Source organism: Burkholderia sp. AU4i, from assembly GCF_000466765.1.
GTDB lineage: Bacteria > Pseudomonadota > Gammaproteobacteria > Burkholderiales > Burkholderiaceae > Burkholderia > Burkholderia cepacia.
The window spans coordinates 13,019-34,780 of record NZ_ASSI01000047.1 but is presented as its reverse complement, the minus strand read 5'-3'; the positions used below and the strand labels follow the sequence as shown (position 1 = coordinate 34,780).

The 21,762-nt window shown below is 69.9% G+C and carries 18 protein-coding genes; 8 read left to right on the top strand and 10 right to left on the bottom strand.

Features of this window, described 5'->3' with window-relative positions:
• Nucleotides 1-25 precede the first annotated feature (25 nt).
• Nucleotides 26-2,083, bottom strand: a complete 2,058-nt coding sequence (locus L810_RS10735; RefSeq protein ID WP_021158388.1) for a beta-glucosidase family protein — start codon at nucleotides 2,081-2,083, stop codon at nucleotides 26-28.
• A 370-nt stretch (nucleotides 2,084-2,453) separates the two neighbouring features.
• Between L810_RS10735 and L810_RS10730 the strand changes: the two genes are divergently transcribed.
• On the top strand, nucleotides 2,454-3,074 hold the full coding sequence (locus L810_RS10730) for a TetR/AcrR family transcriptional regulator (protein WP_021158387.1): 621 nt from the start codon (nucleotides 2,454-2,456) through the stop codon (nucleotides 3,072-3,074).
• A 57-nt stretch (nucleotides 3,075-3,131) separates the two neighbouring features.
• Here the strand turns inward: L810_RS10730 and L810_RS10725 are convergent, their stop codons facing one another.
• The 4 genes from L810_RS10725 to L810_RS10710 are packed head-to-tail and all read right to left on the bottom strand — an operon-like array spanning nucleotide 3,132 to nucleotide 7,798.
• Nucleotides 3,132-3,860, bottom strand: a complete 729-nt coding sequence (locus L810_RS10725; protein WP_155836163.1) for an ABC transporter ATP-binding protein — start codon at nucleotides 3,858-3,860, stop codon at nucleotides 3,132-3,134.
• A gap of 29 nt (nucleotides 3,861-3,889) precedes the next feature.
• Complete coding sequence (locus L810_RS10720; protein WP_021158385.1) at nucleotides 3,890-4,747, bottom strand: ABC transporter ATP-binding protein; 858 nt, start codon at nucleotides 4,745-4,747, stop codon at nucleotides 3,890-3,892.
• Nucleotides 4,748-4,758: 11 nt separating this feature from the next.
• A complete protein-coding gene (locus tag L810_RS10715; RefSeq protein ID WP_021158384.1) occupies nucleotides 4,759-6,570 on the bottom strand; it encodes an ABC transporter permease in 1,812 nt (603 codons plus the stop codon).
• 34 nt (nucleotides 6,571-6,604) lie between these two features.
• Nucleotides 6,605-7,798: an ABC transporter substrate-binding protein gene (locus L810_RS10710; RefSeq protein WP_021158383.1), complete on the bottom strand. Its 1,194-nt coding sequence runs from the start codon at nucleotides 7,796-7,798 to the stop codon at nucleotides 6,605-6,607.
• A 355-nt stretch (nucleotides 7,799-8,153) separates the two neighbouring features.
• On the opposite strand from L810_RS10710, the gene L810_RS10705 reads away from it, so the two are divergent.
• The 4 genes from L810_RS10705 to L810_RS10690 are packed head-to-tail and all read left to right on the top strand — an operon-like array spanning nucleotide 8,154 to nucleotide 11,789.
• Nucleotides 8,154-9,194, top strand: a complete 1,041-nt coding sequence (locus L810_RS10705; RefSeq protein ID WP_021158380.1) for a LysR substrate-binding domain-containing protein — start codon at nucleotides 8,154-8,156, stop codon at nucleotides 9,192-9,194.
• Nucleotides 9,191-10,624 (top strand): flavin-containing monooxygenase, encoded by a 1,434-nt coding sequence (locus L810_RS10700; RefSeq protein WP_021158379.1) that lies wholly within the window; start codon nucleotides 9,191-9,193, stop codon nucleotides 10,622-10,624. Before L810_RS10705 ends, L810_RS10700 begins: the two co-directional genes overlap by 4 nt.
• Before the next feature lie 44 nt (nucleotides 10,625-10,668).
• Nucleotides 10,669-11,199 (top strand): CMD domain-containing protein, encoded by a 531-nt coding sequence (locus tag L810_RS10695; protein ID WP_021158378.1) that lies wholly within the window; start codon nucleotides 10,669-10,671, stop codon nucleotides 11,197-11,199.
• Nucleotides 11,196-11,789 (top strand): peroxidase-related enzyme, encoded by a 594-nt coding sequence (locus L810_RS10690; protein WP_021158377.1) that lies wholly within the window; start codon nucleotides 11,196-11,198, stop codon nucleotides 11,787-11,789. The genes L810_RS10695 and L810_RS10690 overlap by 4 nt, the downstream gene beginning before the upstream one ends.
• A 37-nt stretch (nucleotides 11,790-11,826) precedes the next feature.
• On the opposite strand, the gene L810_RS10685 is transcribed toward L810_RS10690, so the two are convergent.
• Nucleotides 11,827-12,258, bottom strand: a complete 432-nt coding sequence (locus L810_RS10685; RefSeq protein WP_042974028.1) for an Lrp/AsnC family transcriptional regulator — start codon at nucleotides 12,256-12,258, stop codon at nucleotides 11,827-11,829.
• Between the two features lie 297 nt (nucleotides 12,259-12,555).
• On the opposite strand from L810_RS10685, the gene L810_RS10680 reads away from it, so the two are divergent.
• Together L810_RS10680 and ctlX are read left to right on the top strand one after the other, a co-directional pair.
• Nucleotides 12,556-13,635, top strand: a complete 1,080-nt coding sequence (locus L810_RS10680; protein ID WP_042974026.1) for an ornithine cyclodeaminase — start codon at nucleotides 12,556-12,558, stop codon at nucleotides 13,633-13,635.
• A 58-nt stretch (nucleotides 13,636-13,693) separates the two neighbouring features.
• On the top strand, nucleotides 13,694-14,695 hold the full coding sequence (gene ctlX, locus L810_RS10675) for a citrulline utilization hydrolase CtlX (RefSeq protein WP_021158376.1): 1,002 nt from the start codon (nucleotides 13,694-13,696) through the stop codon (nucleotides 14,693-14,695).
• A 130-nt stretch (nucleotides 14,696-14,825) separates the two neighbouring features.
• On the opposite strand, the gene L810_RS10670 is transcribed toward ctlX, so the two are convergent.
• From L810_RS10670 to L810_RS10655, 4 genes are all read right to left on the bottom strand, one after another.
• Entirely contained in the window at nucleotides 14,826-17,576 is a 2,751-nt protein-coding gene (locus tag L810_RS10670; RefSeq protein ID WP_021158375.1) for an Hsp70 family protein, read from the bottom strand.
• Between the two features lie 5 nt (nucleotides 17,577-17,581).
• On the bottom strand, nucleotides 17,582-19,423 hold the full coding sequence (locus tag L810_RS10665) for an Hsp70 family protein (RefSeq protein WP_021158374.1): 1,842 nt from the start codon (nucleotides 19,421-19,423) through the stop codon (nucleotides 17,582-17,584).
• The gene (locus L810_RS10660; protein ID WP_021158373.1) at nucleotides 19,420-20,010 is read right to left on the bottom strand and encodes a DUF2760 domain-containing protein; all 591 of its coding nucleotides are present in this window, start codon (nucleotides 20,008-20,010) and stop codon (nucleotides 19,420-19,422) included. The genes L810_RS10665 and L810_RS10660 overlap by 4 nt, the downstream gene beginning before the upstream one ends.
• A gap of 250 nt (nucleotides 20,011-20,260) precedes the next feature.
• Nucleotides 20,261-20,701, bottom strand: coding sequence for an Rrf2 family transcriptional regulator (locus tag L810_RS10655; RefSeq protein ID WP_042974024.1), 441 nt, complete (start codon nucleotides 20,699-20,701; stop codon nucleotides 20,261-20,263).
• Nucleotides 20,702-20,840: 139 nt separating this feature from the next.
• Between L810_RS10655 and L810_RS10650 the strand changes: the two genes are divergently transcribed.
• Nucleotides 20,841-21,755, top strand: coding sequence for an NAD(P)/FAD-dependent oxidoreductase (locus tag L810_RS10650; protein ID WP_042974023.1), 915 nt, complete (start codon nucleotides 20,841-20,843; stop codon nucleotides 21,753-21,755).
• Nucleotides 21,756-21,762: the final 7 nt, after the last annotated feature.

Here is a 21,762-nt window from a genome sequence, read left to right as displayed (position 1 = left end):
CCATTCATCGTCCGCCGCCGTCCGCTCAGCGCCCGAACACCCGCCCGTCGAGCTGCACCGCCCCGACGATCGCGTGATCGGTCGCCGCATGCGCCAGCGCGATGCGATACGTGCCACCGTCGATCCGCCACTGTCCGGCCTGTCCGTCGAACCGGGCCAGCAGGCGCGGATCGACCTTCAGCGACACACGGACGGATTCGCCCGCGCGCAGCGTCACGCGCTCGAAACCGAGCAGCCGCATGCGCGACTCGCCGCATGCATCCGTCAGGTAGAGCTGCGGCACGTCGTCGCCGTCGCGCGTGCCCGTGTTGGTCACCGTGAAACGCGCCGTTACCGTGTCGCCGCCTTCGAGCCGCAGGTCGTCGTACGCGAAGCGCGTATAGCTCAACCCGAAACCGAAGCCGAAACGCGGCGACCGCCCCGTCTTCGCGAACCAGCGATAACCGACCTCCGCGCCCTCGTGGTAGTGCACGTCGATCGGCGTGCCGAGTTCGACATCGGCACCCGGCAGCGCCGGATGCGGCGTATCCGCGACATCGGCCGGAAACGTGACCGGCAGCCGGCCCGACGGATTGACGCGCCCCGTCAGGATCTCGGCGATCGCCTGCGCGCCCGCCTGCCCCGGATACCACGCCTGCACGATCGCGGCGACTTCGCCGCTCCACGGCATCGCGACCGGGTTGCCGGTCTGCAGCACGACGACCGTATTGGCGTTCGCGCGCGCCAGCGCGTCGATCAGCGCATCCTGGCCGAACGGCAGCGTCATGTCCGGACAATCGAAACGCTCGCCTTCGTGACGGATGGCATTGACGATCACGACGTCGGCGCGGCGCGCGAGCGCGACCGCGTCCGCGACGTGCGCGCCGCTGTCGTATTCGACGATCGCGTCCGGCCGTTGCGCACGCAGCGCCGCGAGCGGCGACGCGCCGCCGATGCACATCGCGGTCGGCCCGAGCAGCGGATGGCTGCGCATCGGCACGACCGCCGCATAACCGCCGTGCGGCATCACCTGGCTGGAGCCCGACCCGGACAGCACGCCCGCCTGCGCGAAACCGCCGATCACCGCGATGCGCCGCGCCGTTTGCGCGAGCGGCAGCACCTCGCGTTCGTTCTTCAGCAGCACGATGCCCTCGCGGGCGATCTGCAGCGCGATCGCGTCGTGCGCGGCGAAATCGACCGGCTCCGGCGCGCGCTCGCGATCGATGCCGACCGCATAACAGGAACGCAGGATGCGCGTCACCATCTCGCCGATGCGTGCCGGCGGCACCTTGCCTTCGTCGTACGCGCGCCGCAGCGGCTCGTTGAACCACTCGGCCTCGTCGAGCTGCGCGCCCGAATGCTGGTCGAGGCCCGCGAGCGCGGACTCCCAGCCGTACACCGCGCGCCAGTCCGACATGATCCAGCCCTTGAAGCCCATCGCGTCCTTGACGACGTCCTGCATCAGATGCCGGTTGCCGCTCGTGTACTCGCCGTTGACCCGGTTGTACGCGGTCATCAGCGCGCCGGGATCGCCCGCCTCGATCGCGATCTGGAACGCGAGCAGGTCGCTCTCGCGATGCGCATCCGGATCGATCACGGCGTTCAGGAAGAACTTGTTGGTCTCGCTCGCATTGAGCGACACGTGCTTGAGCAGCGCGATCACGCCCTCGCGCTGCGTGCCGGCCACCACGCAGCCGCCGATCCGCCCGGACAGCAGCGGATCTTCCGATACGTATTCGAAGTTGCGACCGTTGCGCACGTCGCGCACCAGATTGATGCCGCCGCCCAGCGCGACGTTGAAGCCGCGTGCGCGTGCCTCCTTGCCGATCGCCGCGCCCATCGTGCGCGCCAGCGCCGGATCGAAGGTCGCGCCGAGCGCCAGGCCGGCCGGGAACGCGGTCGCGCGCTCGTCCGCGGTTTCGGTATGGCGCAGGCCGAGGCTGGCGTCGGCCAGCTTCAGCGCCGGCACGCCGAGGCGCGGCACGCCGGGGACGTAGCCGGCGATGACGGGCAGGTCGGCCGGCACGCGCGGCTCGCGGCCGGTGCGGCCGAACACGCGCACCATCAGGCTGTAGAGCAGCGAAAACCGCTCGTCTTCGGTCATGCGGGCTTCGGTCTCCCGCGCACGGGCGTCGGGACAATCCGCCGGCGCCATGCTCTCGGCGGCCGGGGATTCGATGGGGGTCTGCAGTCGAGTCGAGGATGTCATCACGCGTTACTTCGTATGAATGGGACCGGCCGACACCACGCTTGCACCGCCAGCCGAACTGTTTCCGCCAAATAATTATCCGAGTGGATAATTATTGTTTTGAGCGTGAGTGTCAAGCGGGTAAAGGCGGCAACGACGACGGGGTTTTCCCCGACCCGGGCGGGCCAGGAGGTCGCCCCCGGCGCGCGGCAGCGGGTCGGGACGGCCCGTTGCGGCCGATCCGCGCGGACGGCACAATCCGGGGATTCGATCAAGGACAGGACAGATGCAGATTGCAAGGCAGGCACAGCAGGAACGCAGCGAGCAGACCCGTTCTGACATTCTGGGGATCGCGCTCGAACAGTTCTCGACCCGCGGTTTCGACGCGGTCAGCCTGCGCGACATCGCGGACGCGGCAGGCGTGAACCACGCGATGATCCGCTACTACTTCGGCAACAAGGAGAACCTGTGGCGCGCCAGCGTGACGCAGCTGTTCGACCGGTTCATGGAAGGCGTCGCGTTGCCGGACCCGGCGTCGGACACGTTCTCGATCGACGCCGTCAAGCAGTACATCCGCAACTACGTGCGCTATTGCGCCGCGCATCCCGAGCACGCGCGGCTGATGATGCAGGAGGCCAATCGCGATTCGGAACGCCTGAAGTGGATGGCGGAAACCTTCGTGCGGCCGCGCCACGATCGCTCGGTGCCGCTGGTGCGCTACGTCAGCGAAACGACCGACGGGCTCGCGCGGATCGACCCGGTCGTGCTGCTGTACATGATTACCGCGATCGCGCAGGTGCCGTACCTGCTGACCGCGGAAATGCGCTACGCGCACGGCATCGACGCGCTCGACGAGAAAGCGATCGATGCGCATTGCGACGCGGTCGTCGCGTTTATCTTCCGTTGAAGCGGCGGGTGCGCGGGCGGGCCATGCACCGCCGCGCCCCCGGCCCGGATCGCGCGATCAGGCCGCGACCTCGCCGCCGAGATACGCGTCCCTGATCCGCTCGTCGTCGAGCAGCGCCCTCGCCGGGCCTTCGAGCACGACGCGCCCGGTCTGCAGCACGTACCCGTAATGCGCGATCTCCAGCGCGAGGCTCGCGTTCTGTTCGACCATGAACACGGTCACGCCCTGCTTGTTGATCGCATCGATCAGTTCGAGCACCTTGTCGACGTAAAGCGGAGACAACCCCATCGTCGGTTCATCCATGCAGATTAGCTTCGGCCGCGCCATCAGCGCGCGCGCCATCGCCAGCATTTGCTGCTCGCCGCCCGACAGCGTGCCCGCCCGCTGCGTCAGCCGCTCGCGCACGCGGGGAAACAGGTCGAGCACGCGTGCGTAGTCCTCCGCCACCGCCGTGCGGTCGCCGCGCGTGTACGCGCCCATCAGCAGGTTCTCGCGCACGCTCATGTCGCCGAACAGCCGCCGCGCCTCGGGCACGGCCGCGATCCCGCGCCGCACGCGCTGCGGCGTCGTGAGCGCCGTCACGTCGTCGCCGTCGAAGCGCACGATGCCGCGCTTCGGCCGCATCAGCCCGAGAATCAGCTTCATCGTGGTCGACTTGCCGCTCGCATTGCCGCCAAGCAGGCTGACGATCTGGCCGCGACCGACTTCGAAGTTCACGTCGAAATGCACCTGCACGGGCCCGTAGAACGTGTCGAGGTGTTCGAGTTTCAGCAGCGCATCGGTCATGTTCATTCGCAATCCGGAATAAGTGTCGGTCATGCGGCTGCCTGCGCCGCCCGGTCGGCCGGCGTGCCGCCCGCATGGCGGCGGCCGAGGTATGCCTCGATCACGTGCGGATCGTGCCGCACGTCACGCGGCGCGCCTTCGGCGATCTTCACGCCGTTGTCGAGCACCATCACGCGGTCGGACACGCGCATCACGAGTTCGAGCTTGTGCTCGATCAGCAGGATCGTCAGGCCGCGCGCCTTCAGCGACTGGATCAGTTGCAGCATTTCGGCTGTCTCCGTCTCGTTCATCCCGGCCGTCGGTTCGTCGAGCAGCAGCAGGCGCGGATGCAGCGCGAGCGCGCGGCCGATCTCCACGCGCCGCCGGTTCGCATACGACAGGCTGTGCGCCGGATGATCGATGCGCGGCGTAAGCCGTTCGCCGAACCCGGCGATGATGTCGCGCGCCTCGTCGCGCAGCGCCGCTTCCTCGCGTCGTACCGACGCGGGCCGCACGAGCGCGCGCCACACCTCGGCCGCCGCGCCGAGCGCGGGCCAGCCCGGCCGCGCCGCACGCAGCCGCGCATGCGCGCCGATCAGCACGTTGTCGAGCACGCTCAGGTTGCCGAACACGCGGCCGTGCTGGAACGTGCGTGCGATGCCGAGCGCCGCGAGGCGCTCGGGCGCCGTGCCCGTGATGTCGCGGCCGTCGAACGTCACACGGCCGGCGTCAGGCCGGTCGGCGCCCGCGATCAGGTTGAACAGCGTCGACTTGCCCGCGCCGTTCGGGCCGATCACGCTCAGCAGCTCGCCGTCGGCGAGTGTCAGGCTCGCACCGTCGAGCGCGGTCACGCCGTCGAAGCGGCGCGTCAGGCCCTGCACGTCGAGCAAGGGTCGATTGGTGGTCATCGCGTTCCTCCTCACACCGTGCCGAGCAGGCCCTGCGGCCGGAACCGGACGAGCAGCAGCAGCACGAGGCCGTAGATCAGCATCCGGTAATCGGCCGCCCAGCGGAACAGCTCCGGCAGCCCGATCAGCGCGATCGCGCCGACGATGCCGCCGAGCACGTTGCCGAGCCCGCCGAGGATCACCATCGTCAGCGCGAGGATCGACACCTGCGAATCGAAGGTCTGGTGATTGATGTAGCTGTAAAGGTGCGCGGCAATGCCGCCGCTCACGCCGGCCGCGACGCCGCCTACCGCGAATGCGATCGCCTTGTAGCGGTTCGGCGCAATGCCGTGTGCGCGCGCGGCAACGTCGTCCTCGCGCACCGCGCGCAGCGTGCGGCCGAGATGCGAGCGCAGCAGCCGCACCTGCACGAGTGCGAACGCGACGAGCACCGCGAACGTGAACCAGTACGCGGCGCGCGCGGTGCTCGCCCACGGCAGCGGCGCGATACCGGTGATGCCGAGCGGGCCGCGCGTGAGGCCATCCCAGTTCAGGATCACGAGGCTCACCACTTCGCCGATGCCGAGCGTCGCGATCGACACGTAGTGCCCGCGCAAGCGAAACGCCGGATAGACGAGCAGCGTGCCGAGCACGGCCGTGATGACACCCGCGCACGGGATCGTCACGGCCGGCGACCAGCCGAGATCCGACGACAGCAGCGCCGACGCGTACGCGCCGATCACGAGCAGCGCGGCGTGGCCGAGCGAGATCTGCCCGACCGCGCCCGCGACGAGCGTGAGGCTCAGCGCGAGCAGCCCGTACAGCCACGCGTTGGTCAGCGTCTGCAGCACGTACGGCGACGCGCCGAGCCACGGCAGCACGGCGGCCAATGCGATCAGCGCGACGAGCACCGGGCACGGCACGCGCACGGCTTTCGCGGCCGCGAGGAAGGTGCCCGTCATCGGTTCCGGCGGCAGCGCGCGGTTCGCGCTGAACAAGCCGTTCGGCCGCCACACGAGAAACACGATCAGCAGCCCGAACGCAAACAGGTCGCGATAGCTGGTGCCGAACAGCGCGACGCCGTAGCTTTCGACGAGACCGAGCAGCAGGCTGCCGGCGATCGCGCCCGGCACGTTGCCGAGCCCGCCGATCAGCAGCGCGACCACGCCTTTCAGCGTCGCCTGGAAACCCATCGCCGGGTCGATGCTGTTGTAGTACATGCCGACCAGCAGCCCGCTCACGCCGCCGAGCGCGCACGCGATCGCGAACACGGTCTGGTTCACGCGGTCGACGTCGACGCCCATCTGCAGCGCCGCGTCGCGATCCTGCGCGGTCGCGCGCACGGCCCAGCCGAGCCGCGTGAAACGCAGGAAGCCGTACAGCAGCGCGGCCGCCGCGATGCCGATGCCGGCGATCAGCAGGTCGAGCGAGCCGAGCGTCGCGCCGGCGATCCGCACGTGCCAGTCCGGCAGCGGCGTCGGCACCGCGCGCGGGTCCGCGCCGAACGCGAGCTGCGCGAGCTGGTCGAGGATGAAGCTGATGCCGATCGTCGCGAGCAGCGGCGCGATGCGCGCCGCGTGGCGCAGCGGCCGCAGCCCGATCCGCTCGATCGCGACGCCGAGCGCGCCGCAGCCGACGACGACCGCCGCGAGCGCGACCGGCAGCGGCAGCCCGAAGCGCGTCAGGCACAGCCAGCCGATGAATGCGCCGACCATGTACACCGAGCCGTGCGCGAAGTTGATCAGGTGCGACACGCCGAAGATCAACGCGAGCCCGACCGCGAGCAGCGCGTAGATGTTGCCGACGATGAGGCCGTTGAGCGTGTAGTCGAGCCAGGAAGCCATCACGATGCGTCCGTCACGTGCATGCGGTTCGGGGTCAGCGCGCGGCGAGCTGCGGTTTCGCGCCGTCCCACAGCGCCCACTGCCCCTGCTTCACGACGAGATACACGGTGCGCGCGCCCGCGACGCGGCGCGTCTGCGGATCGAAACGCACCTTGCCGAAGATCACGCTCGGCACGTCGCTGATTTTCGCGAAGCCGTCGTGTGCGGCCTGGCGCGTCGTGCCGTAGCGGCGCAGCACTTCCGCCGACAGGATCAGCGCGTCGTATGCGCGCGCGACGAACGAATCGGGATCGGCATGGAATTTCGCGCGATAGCGCTGCACGAACGCCTGCACCTCGGGGCGCGGTTCGGCCGGGAAGAAATTCGATTCGGTATACACACCATCGACGGCCGCGCCGCCCAGCTCGAGGAATTTCGGCGAATACACGGAGCCGACCGCCGCGATCGGCAGCGTGACGCCCGACGTGCGCGCCTGCCGCACGATCTGCGCGCCGTCCGCGTAGTACGAGATCAGCACGATCGAATCGGGCTTCGATTCGCCGATGCGCACGAGCGTCGAACGGAAATCCTTCTCCGCCGGCTGGTAGCCTTCGGCCGCGACGACCTGCGCGCCGAGCCCGGCCACCGCCTTCGCGAAGATGTCCTTGCTGGTGCGCCCCCAGTCGGTGTTCAGGTACAGCACCGCGATCCGCTTGAAGCCGAGCTCCTTCACCGCGTAGCGCGCGAGCAGCGGCTGCTCCTCGGCCTGGCTCAGCGCGGTGCTCCACAGATAATCGCCGCCTTTCGTGAAGTCCGGGTGCGAGTTCGTGAAGCCGAACTGGATCAGCTGCCCGCGCTGGTAGATCGGCGATGCGGCCATCGACGTCGCGCTGGAGAAGTCGCCCAGCTCGATCGCGATGCGCGGATCGGCGACGAACTTCTGCGCGATCGCGACGGCCTGGCGCGGGTCGCTGCGGCTGTCCTGGAAGTCGATCGCGAGCGGCCGGCCATGGATGCCGCCACTGCCGTTGATCTCGTCGAGCGCGAGATCGAAGCCGCGCTTCCATTGTTCGCCGTATTGCGCGTCCTGGCCCGTGAGCGGCCCGCTCACGCCGATCACCACCGGCTCGCCCGATACGCCCGCCGCGAGCGCGCCGCCCGTCGACAAGCCCCATGCGGCAGCGAGCGCCGCCACCGTGCCCAGCACGCGCCGCCATGCGCCGCGTGCGTCGTTCCCCGAAACGTTCATGCGTCCCCCAGCTTCAGTCAGTCGAAAAGAGTGAGGGCATGTAACCATCCGGTTCAGGACGATCCAACGAAGTTTTGCGTATATCGATATCGGGCGCGGCGCGAAGCCGGCGACGCCCGCGAAGGGGCGCCTGCACGCGCCGCCGCGCGCGATGAGGCGGCACGCATCGCATCGCGTTGATTCGATTGGCGTTTCCGGTATGTCACGCGTCGCCACCGATGTGCCCGCGCGCCCGTCCGGCCATCGCGACGATCCTGCGCTTCGCAGTTTTCGCGCTGTCGATAGCAAAATTCATTATATGAATCACGCATGCTCACACTCCTACAATGCGCAAATCGCATCATCGGAAGGTGTCATGGAGCTGCATCAACTCGAAGCGTTTTCCGCGGTCATGTCGGCCGGCAGCGTGACCGGTGCGGGCGAACTGCTCGGCCGCTCGCAGCCGGCCGTCACGCGGCAGATCCAGGAGCTCGAAGCCGATCTCGGCTACGCGCTGTTCGACCGGCACGGCCCGCGCGTCACGCCGACACGGCGTGCCTTCCTGCTCTACGAGGAAGTCGAGCGCTCGCTGGTCGGCCTGCGTGCGATCGAGGCGCGCGCACGGGCGCTCGGCGACGAAACCGCCGAACCCGTGCGCATCGCGGCGACGCCTTCGCTCGCGGCGACGCTCGTGCCGGCCGCGCTCGCGGGCCTGCCCGACGACGCGCAGGCGCCGCACTACCAGTTGCGCAGCGAATCGGCCGAGCATGTCGTGCACGAGGTGCTGGCCGGCACGGCCGACATCGGCGTCGTCACGCTGCCGATGGCGCATGCGGGGCTCGACGTGCACTGGATCGCGCAGACGCCGTGCGTCGCCGTGCTGCCCGCCGGCGACCCGCTCGCGGCGCAGCCGCGCATCGCGCTGCGCGATCTCGCGCGCCGCCGCATCGTGACGGTCGCGAACCGGCACCGGCTGCGCCAGCGGATCGATGCGGCATTCGCGGCCGCGCGGGTCGACGCACGCGTCTTCATCGAAACCAATGCGTCGCTGAATGCGGTGATGGCCGCGCGTGCCGGCATCGGGATCGGCATCGTCGATCCGGCCACCGGTGTCGCCCTGCCGGTGGACGGCGTCGTCGCCCGCCCGCTCGACGTCGACATCCCGTTCGCGTTCGGCGTCGCGACGCCGGCCGGCAAGGCGCGCACGGCGGCCGTCGATGCGCTGCTCGACGCGCTGCACCGTACGACGCGCACCCTGCTCGACGACGTGATCTTTCACGAGGCCGCCGCGCACGACGCGCTGCTGCGCGGCGACCGGCTGCGTGCCGGGCGCCCGTCACGTCCTTCAGATCCTTCACGCCCTTCCAGCCCGCCACGCACGACACGATCGCGCCGCACGCGCCCGGAGGCCGCATGACGATGCCCGCCGATGCACTCCACGCACTCGAAACCCGGCTCGCTCAAGACCTGCGCTGGCTCGACCTGCCCGCGCCGTCGTGGGTGCCGCCGCGCGACGCCGACGGCACACGCGTGCTCGACGTCGCGATCGTCGGCGGCGGCATGGCCGGGCTCGCGGCGGCCGCCGAACTGCGCCTGCTCGGCATCGACAACCAGTGCGTGATCGACCGCGCGCCCGCCGGTTACGAAGGGCCATGGGTCACGTTCGCGCGGATGGACACGCTGCGCTCGCCGAAGCAGCTCGCGGGCCCTGCGCTCGGCCTGCCCGCGCTGACGTTCCGCGCCTGGTTCGAAGCGCAATACGGCCGCGATGCATGGGACGCGCTCTACAAGATTCCGCGCACGCAATGGATGGATTACCTGCGCTGGTACCGGCGCGTGCTCGACCTGCCGGTGCGCAACGACACCACGCTCGTCGCGCTGCGCCCGCGCGACGACGGCCTGCTCGCGCTCGACGTGCGCGGCAACGGCGAAGCGCAGACGCTGCTCGCGCGGCACGTCGTGCTCGCGACCGGCCGCGACGGGCTCGGCGGCCCGTACGTGCCGCCCGTCGCGCACCGCGCGCCGCGCGCGCGTTGGGCGCATTCGTCCGAGCCGATCGACTTCGCGGCGCTCGCGGGCAAGCGCATCGGCGTGGTCGGCGCGGGCGCGTCCGCGTTCGACAACGCAGGTACCGCGCTCGAAGCCGGCGCCGCACGCGTCGACCTGTTTTTCCGCCGCGCGGACATTCCGCGCATCAACAAGCTGACGGGCATCGGCAGCCCCGGGCTCGTGCACGGCTATGCCGATCTCGACGACGCGACGAAGTGGCGCTTCATGCACTACGCGCTGACGTCGCAGACACCGCCGCCGCGCGACAGCGTGCTGCGCGTGTCGCGCCATGAGCATGCGCATTTTCATGCGGGCAGCCCGATCGAGACGCTCGCCGAACATGCGGACGGCCTCGACGTGACGACGCCGCGCGGGCGCTACACCGTCGATTTCCTGATCTTCGCGACGGGCTTTCATTCGGACTGGACGACGCGCGCGGAATTCGCGTCGTTCGGCTCGCACGTGCGGCGCTGGAAGGATCGTTATCGGCCGGCACCGGGTTTGTGGCTCGACGAACTCGCGGAGTCACCCGATCTCGGCCCCGCATTCTCGTTCCAGGAACGCGAGCCCGGCGCATGCCCGGCCGTCACGCGAATCCATTGCTTCAACCATGCGGCGAGCCTGAGCCACGGCAAGCTGTCCGGCGATATCCCGGCGATCAGCGCGGGCGCCGAGCGGCTCGCGCGCGGCATCGCGAGCCGGCTGTTCGACGCGGATCGCGATCGCCACTACGACGCGCTCGTCGCATACGCGAACGCGGAACTGCAAGGCGACGAGTGGCGCGACGCCGATGCATGAGCGCTCGCCGATCGACCACATAAACGACGAAGGAATCCTGAACGATGACTGAATCCATCACGCCGGCCGATGCGCCGGACACGATCGATGCGGTGGCCGGCCTGCACGACGGCGACGCGATCGCCGCACTGCGCCGCGCACGCGAGAAGGTGCTGCTTCATACGCGGCTGAGCGAGGCTGCCCTGTTCGATCCCGCGCTGCCCGATCTTTCGTTGATCGAAAGACTGCACACGGCCCGGTATGTCGCGCACAAATCGAAGGCGCCGGCATTGACCGACACCTATCGCGCGCGGCTGATCGACGCGGGCGGCACGCTCGACGATATCGCACGCGCGGATGCCGATGCGTTCGATGCGCTGCCTCGACGCATCGGCGCGATCCTGGCGCATGCGCGCCTGCTGACGCTCGCCCCTGTCGATGCGCGCCCGTCCGATCTCGACGCGCTGAAGTCGGCCGGGCTCACGACGCCCGCGATCGTCGCGCTGTCGCAGCTCGTGGCGTTCGTCGCGTACCAGTTGCGCGTCGCCGTCGCCGCGCAGGCGCTTCAGGCACGCACTGCAACGGAGGCCGCATGACGACGACCGCCCACGGCTTCACGTCCGACACGCTCGGCTGGCGCGCCTGGCTCGACACCGTTTCGCTCGATGCCGCGACGCCCGAGCAGCTGGCCGTGCTCGACGCGAGCCACCCGCAAGCGAAGACATCCGACTATTACCTGCTGCTCGTCCATCTGCCCGAGATCCTGCGGCAACGCTCGGGCGTGTTCAACGCGATCATGTACGGCCCCGGCGGGCTGTCGCGCGCCGAGCGCGAACTCGCCAGCACGGCCGTGTCGCGCGTGAATGGCTGCGTGTATTGCGCATCCGTGCATGCGCAGCGCTTCGCGCAGCTCGCGAAACGCACCGACGCGATCGAGCAGGTATTCGACGACCCGGCGACGGCCGGCACGACGGCGCGCGAACGCGCGATCGTGCGTTATGCGATCGCACTGACGGAGCGGCCCGAAACGGTCGATGCGCGCGATATCGCCGCGCTGCAAGCCGAAGGGCTGACCCATGAGGAGATTCTCGACCTGTCGCACGCGGTCGCGATCTTCGCGTGGGCGAACCGGTTGATGCTGACGCTGGGCGAGCCGGTGTTTCCGGAACCGGCGTCCAACGCCTGACCGCACGAAAAAGAGCATGACGCAGGCGCCGCCCGCGTCACGCCTTGTGCGTCGACAGCAAGATACTCGTCTCGGTATTCGCGATCCCGTCGATCAACCGGATCGCGCCGAGCACGCGATCGAAGTGCTCGAGCGAATCGGCATGCAGCTCGGCGACGAGATCCCAGCGCCCGTTGGTACTGTGGATCGATGTGACGTTCGGATGCCCGCGCAGCACCTTCACCACTTCCGCGCCGCGGTTGCCCTGCACGGCGATCGACATCAGCGCGCGGATCCGGTGGCGTTCCGCCGCCGGCTTGAGCCGCACCGTATAACCGACGATCACGCCGTTTTTCTCCAGCCGCGTCAGCCGGTTCTGCACGGTCGCGCGCGCGACGCGCAGTTCCTTCGCCAGCGCGACGACGGGCAGTCGCGCGTTGTCGCGCAGCAGCGCGATGAGCTGCCGGTCGACATCGTCGAGCGTGATCATGGGCGGAGCTTCCTGTTGAACGTGAACCGGCCGCCAGCGTGCCGGAGGCTGCGCATTCTGCGCCAGCGAAACCTGTCAAAGTGCCAGATCGGATTGGCATTCTGCCAAGTCTATCGATAAATCTGCCACTTTTGCTGTCTTTTTGTTGGCTCGACTCGCGGAAATAATGACGTATCGACCGGCCGGACACGCCGCGCCGCCGCTTTCCATACAAGCCCGAGCCGCGCCGAAGCACCGCCCGGTCGACCAGAACGCCAGGGACATCCGTACCGGCACTGAGAATTTGGAGACAGACGCATGACCCGCTTCCTCGACGTTCCCGCCACCGCCCGACTGATCGCCAGCACCGGCGTCACGACGTTCCTGCGCGAACTCGTCGACACGCTGCGCGCCGATTACCTGCGCTGGGCCGACTTCGACAAGTCGCCGCGCGTCGCGTGTCACTCGCGCGACGGCGTGATCGAACTGATGCCCGTCGCGAACGCGTCGCTGTTCGCGTTCAAGTACGTGAACGGCCACCCCGTCAACGCCGCGCGCGGGATGCACACGGTGATGGCGTTCGGCGCGCTCGCCGAAGTCGACACCGGCTACCCGCTGCTGCTCGCCGAACTCACGCTCACCACCGCGCTGCGCACGGCCGCCACGTCGGTGCTCGCCGCACAGGTACTCGCCCGCCCCGACGCGCGCACGATGGCGCTGATCGGCAACGGCGCGCAGAGCGAATTCCAGGCGATCGCGTTCCACACGCTGCTCGGCATCGACGAAATCCGCGTGTTCGACGTCGATCCGCGCGCGACCGACAAGCTCGTGCGGAACCTCGCCGCGTACCCGGCACTGCGCGTCGTGCGTGCCGCATCGACCGTCGACGCCGTGCGCGGCGCCGACATCGTGACGACCGTCACCGCCGACAAGGCATACGCGACGATCGTCACGGCCGACATGATCGAGCCCGGCATGCACCTGAACGCCGTGGGCGGCGATTGCCCGGGCAAGACCGAGCTCGAAGCAGGCGTGCTGCATGCGGGCCGCGTGTTCGTCGAATTCGAGCCGCAGTCGCGCATCGAGGGCGAGATCCAGCAGATGCCGGCCGACTTCCCCGTCACCGAGCTGTGGCGCGTGCTGCAACGCGAGACGGCCGGCCGCGAACGCGCGGACGAAGTCACGGTGTTCGACTCGGTCGGCTTCGCGCTCGAGGATTATTCGGCGCTGCGCTACCTGTATGCGCTCGCGCAGCAGCACAACGCGGGCGTCGAGATCGCGCTGATTCCGCCGGCCGTCGACCCGAAGAACCTGTTCGCGCTGATCGACGATCCGGCCGCGATCGCGCAGGGTCACGCGGCATACGTGACCGAAGCCGTCGCCGCGTTCGCGCGCTGACCGTGATGCCCGGGCGGCCGGTGCGCCGCCCGTTTTCTGCCCTTCGCTCCTGCCTGTCATGAATCTCGTATCGATCCAGGCGCCGGCCGCCGTCGTGATGATCCGGCCGCACCGCTTCCTGCCGAACCCGCAGACCGCGGCCGACAACGCCTTCCAGCGCACGGCCGGCAACGGCACGCCCGACCTGCCGTCGGTATCGGCCGCCGCGCGCGACGAAGTCACGGCCGCCGCGCAGACGCTCGCCGATGCGGGCGTGCGCGTGCACGTATTCGACGACCACGGCGAGCGCGACACGCCCGACTCCGTATTCCCGAACAACTGGTTCTCGACGCATCCGGGCGGCCATATCGCGCTGTATCCGATGTACAGCCCGAACCGCCGCCGCGAGCGGCGCGCGGACGTGATCGAGATGCTGAAGGCCGAATATCGCGTGCAGGACGTGATCGACTACTCGGGCCTCGAATACGACGACGTGTTCCTCGAAGGCACCGGCGCGATGGTGCTCGACCACGTCGCGCGGATCGCTTACACCGCGCGCTCGCGCCGCGCCGATCCGGTCGCGCTCGAACGCTTCTGCACGCATTTCAATTTCGAGCCGATCTGCTTCGACACGGCCGATGCCGACGGGCGCGCGATCTATCACACGAACGTGATGATGAGCGTCGCCACCGAATTCGCGATGGTGGGCCTCGACCTGATCGCCGACAGCCGGCGTCGCGGAGAAATCGCGCAACGCCTGACCGAAACGGGGCGCGCGGTGATCGCGCTCGATCCATCGCAGATCGCGAATTTCGCGGGCAATACGCTGGAATTGTCGGGCAAGGACGGGCGTGTGCTCGCGCTGTCGCGGCGCGCGTTCGATTGCCTCACGCGCGACCAGCGCACGGTGATCGAGCGCTCCGCGCGGCTGCTGCCGCTCGATGTGCCGACGATCGAGCTGGCCGGCGGGTCGGTGCGCTGCATGCTCGCGGGGATTCATCTCGCGCGGCGGGCCGTTGCGCCGGACGCGATCGCGGTGGAGTCGGCCGCATCGTTGCGTGAAGCGATGGCGCCGGTCTGACCGCCGCACGATCCGTACTAACGAAAACGGCTGCCGATGCATCGGCAGCCGTTTTTTCAAGGTCGTCGAATCCGTGAGTATCGACGGCATGCTCAGGTATCCCGACGATACCGTCGCGTCACCGCGCCGCTCACCCCGCCAGCAACTTCAACCCGGCCGGCAGCGTCTCGCCGAACACGCGTACCGTATCGGCTTCGTCGAACGCGATCGCTTCGCGCACCATGTCGATCCACGCCGGCGAAGCGTTCGCAGCCGACAGGCGCTTGATTACCGCGTCGCGCGTCACGTCCGGCAAATCGCGCGAACGGTCTCCGGTCATCCGCGCAATCTGCGCAGCGGCAAACGCGGCCGGCTCGACCTGTTTCCAGTCGAGCGCGAACAGCGCATCGAGCCAGCCACCGGCGACTTCCGCCGGCACGACGCTGTGCGCACTGCCGTAAAACGGCCGGCGCGCACCGATGCGCCCGAGCGCCCACGCGCACAGCGCACGCTCGGCAGGCTTCTGCAATTGCGCGATCAGGCGTTCGGCCAGTTCGACCTTGCGCTCGACGGGCAGCCGTTCGAGCGACGCGGACAGCCGCGTCATGTCCGCCGGGCCGACCTTGCCCGGATCGAACGGCAGCTTGCGCCGCTTGTCGTCGGACGGTTCGAGGAACGCGATCGCGTCGCGCACCTGCGTCTGCGCATCGTCGTCGAGGCCGCCGGCCACGCGACGCCACAGCGTCCACCACTCCGACCACACCTGCCCGTCGGTCACGTACTGGATCCCGTCGTCGAACAGCGGCCACAGCTGCTCGATGCGCCAGGCATCGAGCGGATGACCGAAACCCGGACGCAGGCAATACCCGGCAAGGTTCAGCCACGCACGCTCGTGATCGGCCGAGCGGCGGCGGCGGCGGGCGCGCGCGAGCAGCGCGTCGAACAGCTCACGCGCGAGCGCGACGTCCCACGCTTCACGCGCGCCGAGCACCTGTTCGAGTTGCGCGCGCAACCGGCGCGTGTCTTTCGGCGTGACACCTGCAGCCTTGCTGCCGAACGAGCGCTCGATCAGCTCGATCGCCTGATCAAGCCGCGGATGTCGCGCGGGCGCGGCGTCGTCGCCGTGCAACGGCGCATCGCCGCGCAACTGGAATTCGAGCTTCCAGCGGCGCGCCGCATCGTCGGTCGCGATGCAATGCATCTCGAGCGTGCCGACCTCGGTCAGCGACGCGGTGAGCTTCACCGGCGTTTCGCGCGCGTCGCCGCCCGCCTTCGCGTCGACGACCGTCGCGATCGGCGGCAGCCGCACGAAATCGCCGCCGTCGAGATCGACGAGATCGCCGGGCCGGTACGGGGTCTCGGCCACGGTCGACATCAAGTGAAAACGCACCGGCTGTCCGAGCTGCAACGCGAACGTGCGATCGTCGAGCCGGATCTCGCGGCCCTCTTCCGCACCGCGCGGCAGCAGGCAGACGCCGCGTGCGGCGGAATCGGCCGCGCCGTCGTCGAGCACGAGGAAATAGCTGCGCGCGGACCCGCCGCCGATGCGCGGCGCATGCCCGGCACGCGCGAGCCCGTACGCGACCGCGCCGCGTGCGACGGCCACGTCCGGATGCGCGTTGTGCAGCACGTCGAGCGGCGCGCCGCGCCATGCGCCGAGCGTCTGCGCAAGACGGCCGGCGAGCGCGCCCGCGCGGAATACGCCGCCGTTGAGCAGCAGCGTGTCGGGTAGCGGGCCTTCCGCGTGGCGCTGCAGGAACGCGGCGACATGCCGCGTGACGGCCGCGTCGCTCGCATACGGCAGACCGAATTCGACGATCGCGGCGCGCGCACGGCGCGGCAGCTCGCCGGCTTCGACCTGCGGGAAGAACCCGTCGACGACGATCTGCTCGACTTCCTGCCGCGTCAGCTCGGCCGAACGCGCGCCGCCGACGAGCCTGCTGCCCGCGCCGAGCAGCGTGACGGTGACCGACGCGGGCGCATCGTCGCCGAGCAGCCGTTCCTTCGCCGCGCGGCAGCGCTCGACGAGCTGCGACAGGCTCGCGGCCGACAGCCGCGTGCCGGGCTCGGTCAGCCGCGTCTCGACCAGGCGCGCGAGCGCGAGGTCCATGTTGTCGCCGCCGAGCATCAGGTGGTTGCCGACGCCGACGCGCGTGAAGGTGGGCTCGCCGTCGTCGCCCGGCGCGACATCGACGAGCGTGAGGTCGGTCGTGCCGCCGCCAACGTCGCAGATCAGCACGCGCCGCGCGGCGGCAAACGTGTCGCGCAGCGTGTCGCGCTGGCCGTACAGCCAGTCGTAGAACGCGGCCTGCGGCTCTTCCAGCAGCCGCAGCGCGGGCAGCTTCGCGCGTCGCGCGGCCTCGACCGTCAGTGCGCGCGCGCCGTCGTCGAACGACGCGGGCACCGTCAGGATCACGTCCTGCTTCGCGAGCGGCGCATCGGGGAAACGCGCGTCCCACGCATCGCGCACGTGCGCGAGATAACTCGCGCTCGCGTCGACCGGCGACACCTTCTCGACACCGTCGGCCGCGCCCCACGGCAGGATCGCCGCGAGCCGGTCGACCGACGCGTGCGACAGCCAGCTCTTCGCGCTCGTGACGAGCCGGCCCGGCACCTGCGCGCCGAGCGTGCGCGCGTAGCGGCCGATCACGGCCGGCGGATCGCCGGCCGCGTTTGCGTTTGCCTTCGCGGCGGCCGCCCACGGCAGCCGCAACGTGTCCGGCGGCAGCTCGCCCGCCGCCGGGTGATAGCGCACCGACGGCAGCAGCGGCTGCGCGGCCACCGCGCCGGGGCCGACCAGCTGCTCGACGTCGAACACGCGGATCGCATCGGAACCGGCCTCGACGTAAGCGACGACCGTATTGCTCGTGCCGAGGTCGATCCCGACCGTATAGCGCTTCATCGCGCTCAGGCGGCGCCGCGCACGTCGAACTCGACCTTCCAGCGCTCGTTCGTGCCGCTCGGGATCGCCTCGAGTTCGAGCGTGCCGGCTTCGGTCACGCGTGCATGCAGCTTCACGGGCACGACCTCGCCGACGGTGCGCCCTTCGGCCGGCAGCGTCGCCTGGATTTCCTCGAGCTCCTGCAGTTCTTCCGGCGACCAGTAGTCGAGCAGCGTGCCGACCTGGTCCTGGCGGCGCACCGACGAACCGAAGAAGCGGAACTGCACCGGTTCGCCGACGACGAGGCCGAACTCCTGCGGCGGCAGCGCCGCGTCCGAGCCTTCCTCCATCCCGAACGGCGCGACGCACAGCGCCTGCACCGGCGGCTCGAGCCCCGGCACCGCGGGCATCGCCGATTCGATCGCGACGTAGTACGCACGCGCCGTGCCGCCGCGAATGCGCACGCCACGGCCGCGCTTCACGTAGCCGTAGTACGCGGCGCCGCGCGCGACCGCGAGATCGAGATCCGCGCCTTCGAGCAGGCGCGCGGGCGGCGCGCCTTCGGCGGCGAGCCAGTTGTTGAGCGTATCGAGCACGCGCTGCGTGAGCAGCGTCGACTTGAACACGCCGCCGTTGAACAGCACGGCGGTCGGGTGCAGGAACGTCGCGCCCTGCGGCAGCGTGCGCTGCAGGCCCTCGAGCGAGTCGAGCGCCGCGACCTGGCGGCCGAGGAACGCCGCGAGATGGCGCGTGATGCCCGCATCCTGCGCATACGGCAGGCCGAGCTGCGTCAGGCCGACGCGTGCGCGGCTCACCGGGCGCGCGGCTGCGTCGACCTGCGGGAAGAAGCCTTCGAGGATCGTCTGCGTGAGTTCCGCGCGCGTGAGCTCCGTGCGGATCGACCCGCCGATCAGCTTCGAGCCGCGGCTCGGCACGACGAGCGGCACCGCGTCGGTCGACGGATCGGACAGCAGCGTTTCCTTCGCGGAACGGCATGCGTACGTGAGCGCCCGCAGCTGCCACGGATCGGCCTGCGTGCCCTGCTGCGCGAGCTTGCGCGCGACCACGTGCGCGAGCGCGAGGTCCATGTTGTCGCCGCCGAGCAGGATGTGCTCGCCGACCGCCACGCGATGCAGTTCGAGATTGCCGTCGCGCTCGACCACCGCGATCAGCGACAGGTCGGTCGTGCCGCCGCCGACGTCGACGCACAGGATCAGGTCGCCGATCTGCACCTGCTTGCGCCAGCCGCCCTGGCTCTTCTGGATCCAGCTGTAGAGCGCAGCCTGCGGCTCCTCGAGCAGCGTCATCCGCGAATAGCCGGCGGCGCGGGCGGCCTCGGCCGTCAGCTCGCGCGCGGCCGGGTCGAACGACGCGGGGATCGTGACCGTCACGTCCTGGTCGGCGAACGGCGCGTCGGGATGCGCGTGGTCCCACGCTTCGCGCAGGTGCGTCAGGTAGCGGATCGAGCTTTCCAGCGGCGACACGCGCGACACTTCCGGCGGCGCATCGCTCGGCAGGATCGCCGCGCGGCGATCGACGCCCGGGTGGCACAGCCAGCTCTTCGCGCTCGACACGAGGCGGATCGGCGTGCCGGCGCCGCGCGTGCGCGCCATCTCGCCGACGGCGAAGGCGCGCGAGGCCGTCCACGGCAGCGTCAGGTCGCCCTGCGTGAGTTCGCTTTCATGCGGCAGGTAGAGGAACGACGGCAGCAGGTCGCGCGACTCCAGCGCGCCGGGCGCGGTGAGCTGCGCGATCGGCAGCACCTGCTGCGTGATGGTTTCGCCGTCGCTCGCGGCGCTGTCGACATACGACAGCGCGCAGTGGGTCGTACCGAGATCGATACCGATCGAATAACGCGGATCGCTCACAGTTCCACCTCCGCCGGTGCGACGACCGAGGCGTCGTGGCTGCCCGTCAGCTTCGGCAGGCGCACGTCGGCCACCCGCCAGCCGCGATGGCTGACCGTGCCCGTGAACGGCGCGGCGCCGACCACGTTGCCGGTCACGCGCACGGCCGTCGCATCGAAACCGGCCGGCAGCGTCACGCGGCTGCCCTCGGCTTCGTCGCGCACCGGCACGATCGTGAAGTGTTCGCGCAGTGCGGCACGGCAGCCGTCGTGCACGAGGCGCGCGGCTGCGCCGATCTCGGCGTCCGCGTAACCGGCGATGTCTTCCTCGACGAAGTCGATGAAGCGCGCATCGCGCTGCAGCAGGCCGAGCAGTTGCAGCGCGGCCTGCGGGCTCGCTTCGCGCAGTTCGGGGGCAGGCGCCTTCACGGGCGCGGGGGCCGGCGCGACGGGCGCGGCAGCCGGGGCCGGGGTCGGCGCGACCGGCGCCGGGGCGCCGTCGCGCACGCGCAGCACGCCGGCCGCGAACTCGCGGTTGCCGAGCACGGAGAAGAACGTACCGACGGCAAGCGACAGCCGGCCGAAGAAGGACAGGTTGGATTCGGGCATGAGGTCTGGACTCCTGTGGGCTCGCGACACGGCGAGCGATCTTGCCTGGGCGCCCGGCGGCGGCGTGCGGATTGCGCACTGCCGCCGCCCGGCGCGTGATTCGGTCGCGCCCTCGCGGGTGCGGAAAACCCGTATTTTGCCCTGTGGCGGGCGAACCGGGCAGAAGTTGGGGGACAGAACATCGCGACGCGACGGTTTCGGCCGCGCCGGCGCGCACGGCGGCCGTGTCCGGCCGCGATGCTGCGGCGCGTCAGCGCGGCTTGCGCCGCCGGGCCGCCTTCGCTTCGAAATCGCGCGACAGCATGCCGAGCGTGACTTCGCCGAAGCGGGCGAGCAGCGTCGTCTCGGCCTCCTTCAGCGTGGCCGACAGGTGCGCGTTGACGGCCTGCTCGACCAGGCATTCGGCCTCGTCGTCGGTGACGAGATCGGAGAACAGCGGCGGCTCGCCCACCGCGCCATAGACGTCGAGCAGCGTGATGTCGTCGAGCGCGACACTCAGCGCCCACCCGCCGCCATGCCCCTTCTCCGACTGCACGTAGCCGTGGTCGCGCAAACCGCCGAGCAGGCGTCGCACGACCACCGGGTTCGTACCCAGCATCGTCGCGATCGTCTCCGACGTCAGCGGGCCGTCGGCCTGGTCCATGTGGATCAGCACGTGCAGCATGCGCGACAAACGGCTATCGGTTCTCACTGGCGGCGCCCCTCTCTCGAAACTTTTGAAGTTGCGTGAATGATACCATCGCCCTATCATGCAACTTCTCGTGTTTCATGAGTTGGCCGCCATCGGAACACGTCCTTCATTCACGCAGGTTCAGGAAAGGAGCGGGTGCATGCATGACCATCATGAAGTGATCGTGATCGGCGGCAGCTTTGCGGGGCTGTCGGCCGCGATGCAGCTTGCGCGGGCGCGCCGCCGCGTGCTCGTGATCGACGCCGGCCGGCCTCGCAACCGCTTTGCCGCGCACGCGCACGGCTTTTTCGGGCAGGACGGCAAGCCGCCCGCGCAGATCGTCGAGGAAGCCGCCGCGCAACTCGCCGCGTATCCGACCGTGCGGCGGATCGCAGGCGACGCGCGCACGGCCGAACGCGATGCGGACGGCCGTTTCCACGTGACGCTGGCCGACGGCAGCCGGGCCAGCGCCGACCGGCTGATCCTCGCGACCGGCATCCGCGACGAACTGCCCGCGCTGCCGGGGCTCGCCGAACGCTGGGGCGTCAGCGTGCTGCATTGTCCGTACTGCCATGGGTACGAGGTGAGCGGCCGCCGGCTCGGCGTGCTCGCCACGCATCCGCTGTCCGTGCACCAGGCGATCCTGATTCCGGACTGGGGTCCGACGACGTGGTTCACGCAAGGCGTGGTCGAGGCGAACCACGAAGAAGCCGCGTTGCTCGACGCGCGCGGCGTTCGCATCGAGCGCTCGCCGGTCGTTGAAATCCTGGGCGACGCGCCGCGTATCGAAGCGTTGCGGCTCGCCGACGGGCAGGTCGTGCCGGTCGATGCGCTGTTCGTCGGCGCGCGTACGGCAATGGCGAGCGATCTCGCGCAGCAGCTCGGCTGTGCATTCGACGACGGGCCGCTCGGCCCCGTCGTGCGCGTCGATGCGGGGAAAGAGACAAGCGTCGCCGGCGTGTTCGCGGCCGGCGACGCGTCGACGCCGATGAGCAACGCGACGTTCGCGTCGGCGTCGGGCGTGATGGCCGGGGTCGCCGCGCATCGGTCGCTGATTGTCGGGCTGCGCGCGTGACGCGGCG

What these genes read in the sequence shown, in the direction of transcription:
- L810_RS10660 (WP_021158373.1), bottom strand. Translation starts at nt 20,010, where the DNA reads ATGCCCGAATCCAACCTGTCCTTCTTCGGCCGGCTGTCGCTTGCCGTC.
- L810_RS10650 (WP_042974023.1), top strand. Translation starts at nt 20,841, where the DNA reads ATGCATGACCATCATGAAGTGATCGTGATCGGCGGCAGCTTTGCGGGG.
- L810_RS10700 (WP_021158379.1), top strand. Translation starts at nt 9,191, where the DNA reads ATGACGATGCCCGCCGATGCACTCCACGCACTCGAAACCCGGCTCGCT.
- L810_RS10710 (WP_021158383.1), bottom strand. Translation starts at nt 7,798, where the DNA reads ATGAACGTTTCGGGGAACGACGCACGCGGCGCATGGCGGCGCGTGCTG.
- L810_RS10735 (WP_021158388.1), bottom strand. Translation starts at nt 2,083, where the DNA reads ATGACCGAAGACGAGCGGTTTTCGCTGCTCTACAGCCTGATGGTGCGC.
- L810_RS10690 (WP_021158377.1), top strand. Translation starts at nt 11,196, where the DNA reads ATGACGACGACCGCCCACGGCTTCACGTCCGACACGCTCGGCTGGCGC.
- L810_RS10685 (WP_042974028.1), bottom strand. Translation starts at nt 12,258, where the DNA reads ATGATCACGCTCGACGATGTCGACCGGCAGCTCATCGCGCTGCTGCGC.
- L810_RS10705 (WP_021158380.1), top strand. Translation starts at nt 8,154, where the DNA reads ATGGAGCTGCATCAACTCGAAGCGTTTTCCGCGGTCATGTCGGCCGGC.
- L810_RS10725 (WP_155836163.1), bottom strand. Translation starts at nt 3,860, where the DNA reads ATGACCGATGCGCTGCTGAAACTCGAACACCTCGACACGTTCTACGGG.
- L810_RS10730 (WP_021158387.1), top strand. Translation starts at nt 2,454, where the DNA reads ATGCAGATTGCAAGGCAGGCACAGCAGGAACGCAGCGAGCAGACCCGT.
- L810_RS10715 (WP_021158384.1), bottom strand. Translation starts at nt 6,570, where the DNA reads ATGGCTTCCTGGCTCGACTACACGCTCAACGGCCTCATCGTCGGCAAC.
- L810_RS10695 (WP_021158378.1), top strand. Translation starts at nt 10,669, where the DNA reads ATGACTGAATCCATCACGCCGGCCGATGCGCCGGACACGATCGATGCG.
- L810_RS10720 (WP_021158385.1), bottom strand. Translation starts at nt 4,747, where the DNA reads ATGACCACCAATCGACCCTTGCTCGACGTGCAGGGCCTGACGCGCCGC.
- L810_RS10680 (WP_042974026.1), top strand. Translation starts at nt 12,556, where the DNA reads ATGACCCGCTTCCTCGACGTTCCCGCCACCGCCCGACTGATCGCCAGC.
- ctlX (WP_021158376.1), top strand. Translation starts at nt 13,694, where the DNA reads ATGAATCTCGTATCGATCCAGGCGCCGGCCGCCGTCGTGATGATCCGG.
- L810_RS10670 (WP_021158375.1), bottom strand. Translation starts at nt 17,576, where the DNA reads ATGAAGCGCTATACGGTCGGGATCGACCTCGGCACGAGCAATACGGTC.